At 69.8% G+C, this 13,508-nt stretch carries 11 protein-coding genes; 6 read left to right on the top strand and 5 right to left on the bottom strand.

Annotation, left to right across the window (positions count from 1 at the left end):
• Positions 1-5: 5 nt before the first annotated feature.
• On the top strand, positions 6-788 hold the full coding sequence (locus CK206_RS12500) for a pirin family protein (protein WP_096906594.1): 783 nt from the start codon (positions 6-8) through the stop codon (positions 786-788).
• On the opposite strand, the gene CK206_RS12495 is transcribed toward CK206_RS12500, so the two are convergent.
• Positions 785-2,518, bottom strand: coding sequence for a BCCT family transporter (locus CK206_RS12495; RefSeq protein WP_096906593.1), 1,734 nt, complete (start codon positions 2,516-2,518; stop codon positions 785-787). The two genes, CK206_RS12500 and CK206_RS12495, sit on opposite strands and share 4 nt — an antisense overlap.
• 182 nt (positions 2,519-2,700) lie before the next feature.
• Between CK206_RS12495 and CK206_RS12490 the strand changes: the two genes are divergently transcribed.
• A complete protein-coding gene (locus CK206_RS12490; RefSeq protein WP_031264836.1) occupies positions 2,701-3,774 on the top strand; it encodes an IS630 family transposase in 1,074 nt (357 codons plus the stop codon).
• Here CK206_RS12490 and CK206_RS12485 read toward each other — a convergent pair.
• From CK206_RS12485 to CK206_RS12475, 3 genes are all read right to left on the bottom strand, one after another.
• Entirely contained in the window at positions 3,771-4,391 is a 621-nt protein-coding gene (locus CK206_RS12485; RefSeq protein ID WP_096906592.1) for a CAP domain-containing protein, read from the bottom strand. The two genes, CK206_RS12490 and CK206_RS12485, sit on opposite strands and share 4 nt — an antisense overlap.
• An 88-nt stretch (positions 4,392-4,479) precedes the next feature.
• Positions 4,480-5,439 (bottom strand): diacylglycerol kinase, encoded by a 960-nt coding sequence (locus CK206_RS12480; RefSeq protein WP_096906591.1) that lies wholly within the window; start codon positions 5,437-5,439, stop codon positions 4,480-4,482.
• Positions 5,436-7,037 (bottom strand): FAD-binding oxidoreductase, encoded by a 1,602-nt coding sequence (locus CK206_RS12475; protein WP_096907431.1) that lies wholly within the window; start codon positions 7,035-7,037, stop codon positions 5,436-5,438. Before CK206_RS12475 ends, CK206_RS12480 begins: the two co-directional genes overlap by 4 nt.
• A gap of 155 nt (positions 7,038-7,192) precedes the next feature.
• On the opposite strand from CK206_RS12475, the gene CK206_RS12470 reads away from it, so the two are divergent.
• The 3 genes from CK206_RS12470 (at position 7,193) to CK206_RS12460 (ending at position 11,191) form a co-directional block, all read left to right on the top strand.
• On the top strand, positions 7,193-7,789 hold the full coding sequence (locus CK206_RS12470; RefSeq protein WP_096906590.1) for a TetR/AcrR family transcriptional regulator: 597 nt from the start codon (positions 7,193-7,195) through the stop codon (positions 7,787-7,789).
• Positions 7,786-9,471 (top strand): glycerol-3-phosphate dehydrogenase/oxidase, encoded by a 1,686-nt coding sequence (locus tag CK206_RS12465; protein WP_096906589.1) that lies wholly within the window; start codon positions 7,786-7,788, stop codon positions 9,469-9,471. The genes CK206_RS12470 and CK206_RS12465 overlap by 4 nt, the downstream gene beginning before the upstream one ends.
• A gap of 130 nt (positions 9,472-9,601) precedes the next feature.
• Positions 9,602-11,191, top strand: coding sequence for an IS1182 family transposase (locus CK206_RS12460; protein ID WP_096905213.1), 1,590 nt, complete (start codon positions 9,602-9,604; stop codon positions 11,189-11,191).
• 181 nt (positions 11,192-11,372) lie between these two features.
• Here the strand turns inward: CK206_RS12460 and CK206_RS12455 are convergent, their stop codons facing one another.
• On the bottom strand, positions 11,373-11,771 hold the full coding sequence (locus CK206_RS12455; RefSeq protein ID WP_067718910.1) for a MerR family transcriptional regulator: 399 nt from the start codon (positions 11,769-11,771) through the stop codon (positions 11,373-11,375).
• Positions 11,772-11,903: 132 nt separating this feature from the next.
• On the opposite strand from CK206_RS12455, the gene CK206_RS12450 reads away from it, so the two are divergent.
• Complete coding sequence (locus CK206_RS12450) at positions 11,904-13,469, top strand: SulP family inorganic anion transporter (protein ID WP_096906588.1); 1,566 nt, start codon at positions 11,904-11,906, stop codon at positions 13,467-13,469.
• Positions 13,470-13,508 lie beyond the last annotated feature (39 nt).

Here is a 13,508-nt window from a genome sequence, read left to right as displayed (position 1 = left end):
AGCCCATGTCCGATATCCGTATCCACCGGTCCCGGTCGCGCTCACACGACGCCGGCGGGTGGTTGGACTCCCGCCACTCGTTCTCGTTCGGCAACTACCAGGACCCGATGAACACGCACTTCGGCCGCCTGCTGGTGAACAACGACGACCGCATCGCCGCCGGCTCCGGCTTCGACACGCACGGCCACCGGGACATGGAGATCGTCACGTGGGTCCTGTCCGGCTCGCTCGTGCACCAGGACTCCGAGGGACACAGCGGGATCATCTACCCCGGACTCGCGCAGCGGATGAGCGCCGGCTCGGGGATCCTGCACTCCGAACGCAACGACGGCTGGCGCGACGGCCCGGTCCGCCCCGAGGCCGCCCCCGCCGACCCGGTCCACCTCGTCCAGATGTGGGTCGTCCCGGACTCCTCCGGTGGGGATCCCGGCTACGAACAGCTGGAGATCGAACCGGCGGAGCTGGAGAACCAGCTCGTCGTCGTCGCCGGAGGGCTACCCACCCACGCCGACCGCGCCGCCATCCGGATCCGCGACCGCTCGTCCGCGCTGCACGCCGCGCGGCTGGCACCGGGCCGGTCCGTCCAGCTCCCCGACGCGCCCTACGTCCACCTCTACGTGCCCCTGGGCTCGGTGACGCTGGAGGGCGAAGGCCCGATGGACACCGGCGACGCCGCGCGGATGACCGCCGCCGGGGGGCGGCGTGTCACCGCCGGCGACCACGGCGCCGAGATCCTCGCGTGGGAGATGCACGCGGGCATGACGATGCTCGACGTCCGCGGCCACTAGTCCTTCTCGGTTGCCGTCCCCTTGTCGTCGCCGGCCGACAGGGGGGCACCGTCGTCCTGCTCCCCGTCCCCCGGGATGTGGTACAGCGGGTGCACCGGCTCGGGCGAGGGCGCCTCCTCGTGCTTCTCGAGCTCCTCGGCCGAGTAGGCACGGCGCCACTGGCGGGTGATCGTGGGCGGCCTCTCCCCCATGTCATTGCTGATCCCGCGCACCAGGCTGTACATCATGACGAAACCCATGATGAAGAACGGCAGGCCGATGACGGTGATGACCTCCTGAAGCGCGGTCAGTCCGCCCTCGCCCGTGCCGGCCAGCAGGGTCGCCGCGACCGCGCCCATGAGCACGCCCCAGATGACGCGCTGATGGGTCGGCGAGGGCTCGAAGTCGTCGTCCTTGCCGGAGGCCATCATGTCGACGACCATCGACGCCGAGTCGACGGACGTGGTGAAGAAGACGACGACGAGCAGCACCGCGATACCGGAGAGCAGCGTGGCCAGCGGGTAGTTCGACAGGAACGCGAACAGCGCGCCCGGGATGTCGCCGTCGTCGACCACCGCCTCGGTGAGGCCGCCGGAACCGAAGAGTTCGATGTGGAACGAGGCCATGCCGAAGATGCCGAACCACAACACCGAGAAGCCCACCGGCAGGGCGAGGACGCCGAAGACGAACTGGCGGATCGTGCGGCCGCGGCTGATCCGGGCGATGAAGATGCCCACGAACGGCGACCACGTGATGGTCCACGCCCAGTAGAAGACGGTCCACGTGTTCTGCCACGAGGCCAGGTCGTCGTTGGCAGGAAAGACGTTGTTCCACAGCGCCAGCTCCGGCAGGGTCGACAGGTAGATCCCCAGCGACTCGACGGTGCCCTTGAGCAGGAAGAGGGTGGGCCCGGTCGCCACGACGAAGATCAGCAGCGCGACCGCGACCGCGATGTTGAGGTTGGACAGCCGCTTGATGCCCTTCTCCAGGCCCAGGGCCACGGAGATGCACGCGATGGTGGTGACCACGACGATGACGAGGACCTGGACGACCGGGGACATGGCGATGCCGAACAGCTCGTCCAGGCCGGCGTTGATCTGCAGCGTGCCCAGGCCGACCGACGTCGCCACACCGAACACGGTGCCGACGAGCGCCACGATGTCGATCGTCTTGCCGAGCGGGCCGAAGATCTTGTCGCCCAGCAGCGGCGCGAAGATCGAGCTCACCCGCGGCGGCATCTTGCGCTTGTAGATGAAGTAGGCGAACGCCAGGGCGGGCAGCGCGAAGATCGTCCAGGTGTGCAGGCCGAAGTGGTACAGCGTGAACGCCATCGCCTCGGTGGCGGCCTCCCGGCTGCCGGGTTCGACACCCCCGCGCGGCGGGGTCGCGAAGTGCGAGATGGGCTCCGCCACGCCCCAGAACATGAGGATGGTGCCGATCCCGGCCGCGAACAGCATGCCGAACCAGGTGAGTGTGGAGTGCTCGGGCAGCTCGTCGTCCCCGCCCAGGCGGACGTGACCGAACCGGCTGAGCGCGATCCAGATGAGGAAGCCGAGGAACGCGGTGACACCGAAGATGTAGAACCAACCGAGGTTGGTCATGATCCAGCCGGACGCGGTGCCGAATACGCTGCCCACCCATTCGCCGGCGAAGAACGTCACCAGGACGAAGAGCAGGATGACCCCGACAGTCGTGAAGAACACCCCCGGATCGGTCTTGAGCCTCAGTGCTCTCAGTATCCGTTCGGACATGGTCTCCCCCGTCGTCTCGGCTCTACCCGGGCGCCGGTGCCGCCGGATCGAGTGGTTCAGTCAGAGTGCTGCTTCTATTAGTGGTCGGGCTTCTACTAGTGGTCGGGCTTCTACTTGTGGTCCTGCTTCTAGTGTCGCGTGTCGTTAGTTCCTAAATGCTTGGGCGTTTGGGAGAATGGGTTATGCCCAATAACCCAGCTCCGGCTTTGATTCTTCGTGATGGTGACCGCGAGGAGTTGGAGTCGTGGACGCGGTCAACGTCGATCCAATCGGGGTTGGCGATGCGGGCGCGGATCATCCTGCTCGCGGCGGAAGGTCAGGCGAACTCTCGGATCGCTGACCGGGAGCGAACGACGCCGACGACGGTGTGGAAGTGGCGAGGCAGGTATGAGGCGGATGGGATCGCGGGCCTGTTCGACGAACCGCGCTCTGGCCGGCCGAAGCGGATAGATGACCAGAAGATCATCACCACGACGTTGACTCCTCCGCCGAAGAAGTACGGGGTGACGCACTGGTCCTCACGCCTGCTGGCGGATCATCTGAAGATCGGTAACGCCACCGTGGCCAGGGCGTGGCGCAAGTTCGGCGTGCAGCCTTGGCGGGCCGGAACGTTCAAGTTCTCCACCGATCCCGAACTGGTCGCGAAGGTCACCGACGTGGTGGGGTTGTACTTGGCGCCACCGGACAACGCGATCGTGTTGTGTGTTGACGAGAAGAGTCAGATCCAGGCGCTGGATAGGACCGCGCCGATGCTGCCGATGCGCACCGGCAGCATCGAAAGGCACACCCACGATTACAAGCGGCACGGCACCACGACTCTGTTCGCCGCGTTGGACATTGCGACCGGGCACGTCACCGGCGCGGTCAAGCCGAAGCATCGCCATCAGGAGTTCCTGGCGTTCCTGCGTCAACTCGACCGCGCCTACCCGGAGGTTGACCTGCACTTGGTGATGGACAACTACGCCACCCACAAAACCCCGGCAGTGAAGGTGTGGCTGGCACAGCATCCGCGGTTCCACGTGCACTTCACCCCGACGTCCGGATCCTGGCTCAACCTCGTGGAAGTCTGGTTCGGGATCATCGACCGGCAGGCCATCCGCCGTGGTGTCTTTACATCCGTCAAGGACCTCAATGCCAAGATTCGCCAGTTCATCACGGGCTGGAACGACCGCAAACACCCGTTCGTCTGGACTAAAACCCCCGAACAGATCCTCGCGAAAGCGAACCCTAAACCAACTTCAGAAACGCGACACTAGTACGCGAAGTTGTGTACCACGAATACCTTCCCGCCGCTCGAATAGGCGATTCCCATCCCGGCGGACCGGTAACCGGGATCGAGGAGGTTCTCGTTGTGGCCGGGCGAGTTCTTCCACAGGTCGACGAGGCAGGTCGCGCCGCAGTGGGTCCCGGCGGCGACGATGTTCTCCCCGTAGCCGCGGCCGATCAGTGCGGTGTTGTGGACCACCTCGTCGCGGGCGGCGAGTCGGTCGGCCCAGGCCTGGGCCTCACGGTCGAGCTCCGGATTCGGTGCCAGCGTCCCGAGCGCGCGGCCGACGCGGTACGAGTCGATCTCGCGGACGATGCCCTCGCGCAACCCGCCGCCGACGGCCAGGGCGGTGATGTCCTGGTAGGCCATCTCGCTGGAGCCGACCGCCGCCCACACCTCGGGGGGCAACGCGGCGCGCACCTGGGAGACGAGCCCGTCCACCCGGGGCACCAGATGGGCGGGGATCAGGTGCTGCGGGATGAAGGACGGCAGTGTCCGGTCAGCCGTCTGGGCAGAGGCGGTCGCGGCCCCACCCACAAGGGTGGCGGCGGTGACGGCGATCGTCGCGAGTGACGCGATGAGACTGGTGCGCATGGTGATGATCATGCCGCCTCGGTGCGCCTGAAGCGAACCAATTGGCCGATGAGGTAACAGGACGGGCGCGGGACGGCGTCAATGCTGTGACCAGCAGATATCAATGAGGCTGATGTGACTGGAGTGGCTTTCTGGGGACGAGGAACCGGCCCGCCCCGGGGAGTACCTCGACGGTCACAGGAAGGGGCGCGATGGCGTCCCCGTCGGCGAAGGCCTCCACGTCCGGGGCCTCGAGTCGGACCGTCCGGCACCGCCTCGTCGACACGCCGCGCAGGCCCACGTGGGCACCGGAGTAGATCGAGGGGAAGTGGCGCATGAAGCGCAGTTTGGAGATCTTCCCGACATAGCAGACGTCGAACAGTCCGTCGCCGCGATCCGCGTCGGGCGCGATCTTCATGTCCCCGCCGTAGCTGCGGGTGATCGCGAACGCGCCGAGCAGGACCTCGGTCTCGACGGTCTCCTCGCTCGGCAGTCCGGCGTCGAAGACCATCCGGAAGCGCCGGGGACGGTAGGTCGGGAACTCGATGATCGAGGCGAGGACGTAGCGCAGGGGCCCGCGGAGGAGTCCCATCTCGTTGACCCGCCGGTTGACCCTGGAGTCCAACCCCGCGCACAGCACCGAGGCGAACACCGTCGGTTCCCCGCCGTCCGGGGTGGCCCGGCCGAGGTCGACGGTCTCGACCCGGCCGTCTGCGATGACGTCCGCGGCGGCCTCGGGATCGCCCAGGGGGATGCCGTACTCGCGGGCCAGGTCGTTGCCGGTGCCCGCCGGGATGATGCCCACGGGCACATCGGTGAAGGCCTGCGCCTGCACGGCGATCGAGACCATCCCGTCTCCGCCGCACACCACCAGAGCGTCGGTCCCGTCGGCGACCGCCCGCCGCGCCAACGCGAGGGACTCGGTCGCCCCGCCGCCAGCCAGTCGCGTGACCTCGAGTCCGTGCGCACGCAGCCGGCCGGCGGCCCGGTCCGCCACCTTCTCCCCGCGCCCACCGCCCGCGGCGGGGTTGACCAGTAGCGTGACCGCGCCGATCCGGCGGTCGGACAGCTGCGCGCTCATGGGATGAGTGTGCCCGGGTTGCACACGCCGTGGGGGTCGACGGCGTTCTTCACCGCGCGCAGCATCCGCAGGCCGACCTCGCCGATCTCCGACTCCAGATACGGGCGGTGGTCCACCCCGACCGCGTGGTGGTGGGTGATCGTGCCGCCGGCCGCCACGATCGCCTCGGAGGCCGCCCGCTTCGCCTCGAGCCACTGGGCGACGGGGTCCTGCCCACGCTGACCGGCGACCACGGTGAAGTAGAGGGACGCACCCGTCGGGTAGACGTGGCTGATGTGGCACATGACCAGCGCCGGCGTTCCGGAGGCCTCGAGCGAGGTGGTCAACGCCTCCGTGACCGCGGCCCGCAGTGCTGGCAGTCGGGACCAGTCGGTGGCGGTCTCCAGGGTCTCCACCAGCGCGCCGTTGTCCAGCAGCGCATCGCGCAGGACCGGGGCCCCGAAGCGGCCGTGCTCCCACGACTGCGCGGGCCCCGGGCCCAGCGAGGTGCCGCCGTGGGCGATCAGGACCTCCCGCGTCTCCGTGTGCCGGGACCCGGCGTGGGCAGCCGTGCCCTCGAACAGGCAGAGACACAGACACCCCCCGGAGCGGTCCTCGTCGTCCCCGGTCTGCTCGCCGATCGACTCGGTCGCGGTGGCGAGGTTCACCATCGTCTCCGTCTCGTCGGACAGGCGGATGACCGTCGGGCCCGTCCCCTGCTGCTCGACCGCGCGCAGCGCCGCGGCGCCGGTGGCGAAGTCGGGGAAGCGGAACGCCTCGTGCCGCACCACCTCCGGCACCGGATGGATCCGCACGCGCACCCGGGTGCACACGCCAAACGCACCCTCCGATCCCAGGAGCCACTGCCGCAGGTCCGGTCCGGCGGCCGACGCCGGGGCCCGGCCCGCCTCGATCACGCCGACCGGGGTGACCACCGTCAGCCCGCTGACCATCTCGTCGAAGCGCCCGTACCCGGCGGAGCTCTGTCCCGAGGACCGGGTCATGGCGTAACCGCCCAGCGTGGCGTAGGGGAAGGACTGCGGGAAGTGCCCGAGCGAGAAACCGTGCTCAGCCAGCAGTTCCTCGGCCCGCGGACCCGTGACGCCCGCCCCGAGGACCGCCTCCCCCGACTCGGGGTCGATGGACTCGAGACCGTCGAAATGGGCCAGGTCGACGCTCAGCACGGCCCTGTTCGTCCCGGAGTCCGGGTCCAGGCCGCCGACGACGGAAGTGCCGCCGCCGAAGGGGACGACCGCGACCTTCTCGGAGGTGCACCAGTCCAGGAGGGCGGCCACCTCGTCGTCGTCCCCCGGGGCCACCACCGCATCGGGGCAGTCCACGGCCGGCCTCGTCCGCCACGCCAACAGGTCGGGCGTCGACTTGCCGCGGGCGCGCGGAAGGCGCTGCGCGTCGTCGGCCGAGACGTCGCCGGGGCCCACGATGTCGGCCAGTGCGGCGAGATCGGCATCGGTCAGTCGCGACGGCGAGGCGGTCACCGCGGACGGGTCGAACGTCCGCCCGGTCTCCGCGGTCACGCCGAGCACGTCGCGCAGCAGGGCGCGGATGCTCTCGCTCAGCTCCGTGGCCTCGGCGGCCGTCCCCCACCTGGACAGGTCCATCGGCGGTAGCGGCAGGCGGCCGGATCGGTGCTTGTCAGCGGGGTTCACGTCGCTCATACTGGGACACTAGAGCACGATCTGTTCCGCTCACGGGTTTTCGTCCGGTGTCCCGGCACCGACCCGCGCCCCGCGGGACCCGCCGCGAAGGAGGCCCGGTGACCATCTCCGCCCCCTCGCGCCACACCACCCGGGACCGCGCACTCACCGCCGCCCGCGCCGCGATCCTCGAGATCGGCCCCAGTCGCACCACGATGGTCGAGGTCTCGCGCCGATCCGGCGTCGGACGCACCACCCTCTACCGGCACTGGCCGGACATCAGCGCACTGGTCGCCGATCTCCTCACCCGCGAACTCACCGGCGTGGTCGAGCGCGTCGGCCCGGACCTGCTGGAAGGCGCGGTCCACGATGCCGACGAGTTGGCCCGCCTGCTGTGTGCGATGGCCGACGAGGTGCGCACCGACCCCCTGCTCGACGCGCTGCGCCGACACGAGAGCGGCATGCTCGCCGAGTACGTGTTCCGCCGGCTCGGCACGTCCCAGCACCGACTCATCGATTTCCTCCGCGACGTCCTCGCCCGCGCCATCGCGGCCGACGCCCGCCTCGCCGGCCGCGACCCCGACCGCATGGCCACCATGCTCTACCTCGCGGTCCAGGCCGCCGTGCTGTCCGCTCCACTGGCCGACCCGCCGCTCGACGCGGACTCGTGGCGCGCCGAGCTCCACCTGCTCGTGACCGGGTACCTGGGCCTGTGACCGGGCACGCGAAAGCGGACCACGGGCCCACCGCGCGCCCCGGGCCCACCGATGCGACGGCCCCGTCCACCGCGCTGTCCGCCGGTCGACGCGCGCGCGAGCTCGCCGACCTGCGCGGCCGCTCCACTCCCGTGGACCTCATCGTGATCGGCGGCGGCATCACGGGCGCGGGGATCGCGCTCGACGCCGCCTCCCGCGGACTCGAGACCGTGTTGCTGGAGGCCCACGACCTGGCGTTCGGTACCAGCCGATGGTCCTCCAAGCTCGCCCACGGCGGGCTGCGCTATCTGGCGACCGGCAACGTCGCGATCGCACGCCGCTCGGCCGTCGAGCGCGGCATCATGCTCGAGCGCACCGCCCCCCACCTCGTGCGTCCGCTCGCGCAGGTGGTGCCCGTCTACCGCGACACCCCGCCGGTGGGGGCAGTGCTGCCGGGCCTCGGGTTCGTCGCCGGCACCGTGCTCTCGCGCCTCGCCGGGACCCATGCCGACCGCCTGCCGGGCGCGCGGGTGCTGGGCCCGCGCCGGGTCGCCGAGTACGTGCCGGGCGTGCGCCGCGACGGACTGCGGTTCGGCCACCTCAACTGGGACTGTCAGCTCGTCGACGACGCCCGCCTGGTCACCGCCGTCGCGCGCACGGCGGCCGGGCACGGGGCCCGGGTGATCACGCGGGCGCGGGTGTTGGAGTCGAGCGGCACGCGGGTCACCGTCCGCGACGAGCTCGGCGCGGGCGGCGCGGGGGGCGGCGCGGGGGGCGGCCCGGGGGCCGGCGGCGCGGCGCGGAGCGATGACGACGACGAGTTCACCCTCTCCGCGCGGGCCGTCGTGTCGGCGACCGGCGTGTGGGCCGGCCAGACCACTCCCGGCGTGCGCGTGCGTCCCTCGCGTGGCACCCACCTGGTCCTCGACGCGGCCGCGTTGGGCCATCCCGTCGGCGCCCTCACCGTGCCGGTGCCGGGTGAGACCAACCGCTTCTGCTTTGCCATCCCGGCCGAGTTCGGGCGACTGCACGTGGGCTTGACCGACGTCGACGCCCCCGGCCCGGTGCCGGACGTGCCGGAGTCAACCGAGGCGGAGATCGACTTCCTGCTGGATGTCGTCAACCGGGCGCTCGAGGTGCGGCTGACCCGCGACGACGTGCTGGGCACCTTCGCGGGCCTGCGCCCCCTGGTCGATTCCGGCGACGGCGACACGGCCGACCTCTCCCGCGATCACGCCCTGCGCACCTCGGACAACGGCCTCGTCACGATCACCGGCGGCAAGCTCACGGAGTACCGGCTCATGGCCGAGCAGGTGGTCGACCTCGTCGCGGGGCGTGCAGGACTCCCCGCCGGTCCGTGCCGGACCGCCGACCTCCCGCTCGTCGGGGCGCCGGGGCATCCCGTGGCCGCGGTGGCGGCCACCTCCGCCGGACTCCTCCCCGCCTCCCTGGTCGCGCGCTACGGCCAGGAGGCCGGCACCGTGGTGGCGGCCAGCCTGCTGGACCGGCCGCTGGAGGCGGTGGCCGAGGGCCTCGACGTCACCCGCGCCGAGTTCTCCTACGCGGTCACCCACGAGGGGGCGCTGACCGTCGACGACGTCCTCGACCGTCGCAGCCGCATCGGGCTGGTGGCCACCGATCGGGCCGCCGCCGAGCCGGTCGCCCGTCAGGCCCTCGCCGCGGGACGGGCCGCCGCGGACTGACTGCCGGTACGCCTTCCGCGCCTGCCGCGACCCGACTGGAGCCGACCGGCGCCGGGAGGCCCTAGGAGACTGCTGAACAAAGTGCGTGTCCGGCCTGCGGGGTTGGGGTGGCCCTGAAATGATGTGGGTCATGCAGGGTGAGTCGGATCGGCAGCGCGAGTTGCTGGATGTGGAGTCGGTGGCGGGGCATCTGCTCGAGGAGGGCAGCGTGTTCGCGTTGCTCGCCGAGCACCGGGACCGGCTGTTCCCGGACGAGTTGTTCGCCGACCTGTTTCCCTCGGGCCGGGGCCGGCCGTCGATTCCCGGTGAGGTGATCGCCTCGGTCATCGTGCTCCAGGCACTGTTCGGTCACTCAGACCGGGAAGCGGTCGACGCGCTGACGTTCGACCTGCGGTGGAAGGCCGCCTGCGGGTATCCGGTCGATGCGAAGGGTTTCAACTCGTCGACGTTGACCTATTGGCGACGCCGCCTGGCGGCCAGTGACCGACCGCAGCGGATCTTCGAGGTGGTGCGCCAGGTCATCGCCGAGACCGGTGCGGTCAAGGCCAAGACCCGCCGGGCGCTGGATTCAACGGTCTTGGACGACGCAGTGGCCCGTCAAGACACGATCACCCAGCTCATCGCCCAGATCCGCCGGGTCGGCCGCGAGGTGCCCGGGGCGAAGGAGCTGATCGCCACCGAGTGCACCCGGCTGGCGGCGGTGTGCGGGCAGGACTACACCGAGGCCGGTAAGCCGCGCATCGCCTGGGATGACCAGGCCGCCCGTGATGAGTTGGTCTCCGCCCTGGTGGCCGATGCTCTGGCGCTGTTGGCGGCACTCGATGTTCAGGCGATCACCGCCGCCGGCGGCAAGCCGGCCGAAGCGGTCGCCCTGTTGGCGCTGGTAGCAGGGCAGGATGTCGAACCGGCCGAGGATTCAGACGGTACCGACGGGCGGTGGCGCATCGCCCGCCGCACCGCCCCGGATCGGGTGATCTCCACCGTGGACCCCGATGCCCGCCACGCCCACAAGACCCGCCAGCGCCGCCAAGACGGGTTCAAGGCCCACATCGTGGTCGAGCCCGACACCGGCCTGACCACCATGTGCTCCCTGACCAAGCCCAACGGGCCGACCAACTCCGATGCCGCGGTCGGCGCGCAGCTGGTCACCGCCGATCCCACCATCGACGCCGGCGAGCCGGTCGAAGTGCTCGGCGATTCCGCCTATGCCAGCGGCGACATGCTGCACACCCTGGCCGGCAAGCAGTGGCTGCCCCTGGTCAAGCCGTGGCCGCTACGGCCCGCAGTCGAGGGCGGGTTCACCCTGGATGACTTCACCTTCGACGCCGTGGCGGGCACCCTGACCTGCCCCGCCAACATCACCCGTGGCCTGTCTGCCAAGGGCAATGCCACCTTCGGGGCGGCGTGTCGTGGCTGCCCGCTGCGTCAGCGGTGCACCACCTCAGCCACGGGGCGCAAAGTCGTGCTCGGCGAGCATCACCTGCTGCAACGCCAGCACCGCCAGCGGGCCGGCGATGAGGACTTCAAGACCGTCTACCGCCAGAACCGACCGATGGTGGAACGCTCGATCGCCTGGCTGACCCGAGGTGCCCGCCGCGTGCCGTACCGCGGGGTCGAGAAGAACAACGACTGGCTCCACCACCGCGTTGCCGCCCTGAACCTGCGCCGGCTAGTCGCGATGGGACTAACGAGCCAGAACGGAACCTGGGCCCTGGCCTGATCAGCGGGCCGGGGCCAGGCATTCCCGCCCCAGCACAGGCTCGAACAACCCGCGGTGGGCGCCGCGAACCTCTCGCCCTTCTCGCCGAACCCAGAAATCTCCAACACCGCACCTCGCGCGACGGCCAACCGGCCCTCACGCACACCGGCCGTGCCAGGATCGCAGCTTGTTCAGCAGTCTCCTAGTCGAATCTCCGGACCAGCTGCAGGAACTCCGTGCCGTAGTCGAGCTGGGTCTGCAGGTCGCGATAGCGGGCCTCCGCCTCCGAGCGGATCTCCTCGACCGTCGTCCGGGCCGCGTGCCAGTCGTCGAGCTCCACCGAACCCGAGCCGCGGCCCGCCGAGAGGACGTCCGTCGCCCGGAGGAACTGCCTCATGCGTTCCAACGAGAACCCCAGGGGCTTCATCCGCCGCACCAGGAGCAGTCGCTGGACATCCGCATCGGTGTAGAGCCGGAACCCACCGGCGGTGTGACCGGAGGGCACCACCAGGCCGAGCTCGTCGTAGTGGCGGAGGGTGCGGATCGACAATCCGGTGATCTCGGCGACCTCGCCGATCTTGCGCACCGCGTCGTCCGACATCGTTCTCCTTGTGGGCTTGTTCACACTCATGGGCTCGGGTTCGCGCTCGGCCAACTCTACCGTTACGGTACATTCAGAATCTCCCGCTACGGGAGAGTGTGTCATGCCCCTACGTGGTGAGGAAAATTCTCCGTGACAGCTCCCGCGACCACGCCCGGGGCCGCTCCCGCTCCCGGCGTCGACGATGACGGTCTGGCGCCCGTCGGTGTCCTCGCGTCATTCAGGTACGCCCTTTCCTCGGCCCGGCGGCTGCGCACCGAGGTGCTGGCAGGACTGGTCGTCGCCCTCGCGCTGATCCCCGAGGCCATCTCGTTCTCGATCCTCGCCGGAGTCGACCCGCGGGTGGGGCTGTTCGCCTCGTTCACGATGGCCGTGACGATCGCCTTCACCGGCGGGCGGCCGGCGATGATCTCCGCCGCCACGGGCGCGATCGCTCTGGTCATCGCCCCCGTGGCGCGTGACTACGGAATGGACTACCTCGTCGCCACAGTGCTGCTGGCCGGCATCTTCCAGGTGGTCCTCAGCCTGATCGGCGTGGGCCGGCTCATGCGCTTCATCCCCCGCAGCGTGATGGTCGGGTTCGTCAACGCCCTGGCGATCCTCATCTTCACCGCGCAGATCCCGCACCTGCTCGGGGTGCCCTGGCTGGTCTACCCGATGGTCGCGGCCGGCATCGGCATCATGGTGTTCTTCCCCCGGCTCTCGGCCGCGGTTCCCGCACCGCTGATCGCGATCGTGGCGATCACCGCCGTCGTGGTGCTGTTCGGCTGGACCATGCCCAACGTGCGCGACCAGGGTGAACTGCCCGACTCGCTGCCGTCGCTGTTCATCCCCGACGTGCCGTGGACCATGGAGACGCTCCAGATCATCGCCCCCTACGCCCTGGCGATGGCCCTGGTCGGGCTCATGGAGTCCCTGATGACCGCCAAACTCGTCGACGACCTCACCGAGGTGCGCACCGACAAGACCCGCGAGGGCTGGGGCCAGGGTGTGGCCAACATCGTCACCAGCTTCTTCGGCGGCATGGGCGGTTGCGCGATGATCGGCCAGACCATGATCAACGTCAAGCAGTCGGGCGCCCGCACCCGCCTGTCGACCCTCCTGGCGGGCGTCTTCCTGCTCATCCTCGTCGTCGCACTGGGCGACATCGTCGGCCTGATCCCCATGGCCGCTCTCGTCGCGGTGATGATCATGGTCTCCGTGGCCACCCTGGACTGGCACTCCATCCATCCCCGCACCCTGCGTCTGATGCCGCTCAGCGAGACGGTCGTCATGATCGTCACCGTGGCCGCCACCGTGATCACCCACAACCTGGCCATCGGCGTCGTCCTCGGCGTCCTCACCGCGATGGTCATGTTCGCCCGCCGGGTCGCGCACATGACGAGCCTGGAGAAGGTCTCGGAGCTCGACGTGAATCACGACGGCACCATCGACATCCGTACCTACCGGGTCCGCGGGGAACTGTTCTGGGCCTCCAGCAATGATCTGGTCTACCAGTTCGACTACTCGGGCGATCCCCAGCACGTTGTCATCGACCTGACCGAGGCCGACATCTGGGACGCCTCCACCGTGGCCACCCTGGATGCGATCAGCCACAAGTACGCGGCCAAGGGCAAGACGGTCGAGATCATCGGCCTCGACGGGGCCAGCCAGGAGCGACTGGAGAAGCTCTCCGGCAACCTCGGTGAGGGGCACTGACCTGGCCCGACCCGGCCTGACCAGACCGCATCCTGGTCG

This window comes from Dietzia sp. WMMA184, from assembly GCF_002441635.1.
Taxonomy (GTDB): Bacteria; Actinomycetota; Actinomycetes; order Mycobacteriales; family Mycobacteriaceae; genus Dietzia; species Dietzia kunjamensis.
Note: the sequence above shows the minus strand (reverse complement) of the source record. Positions and strands in the feature narration are given on the sequence as shown.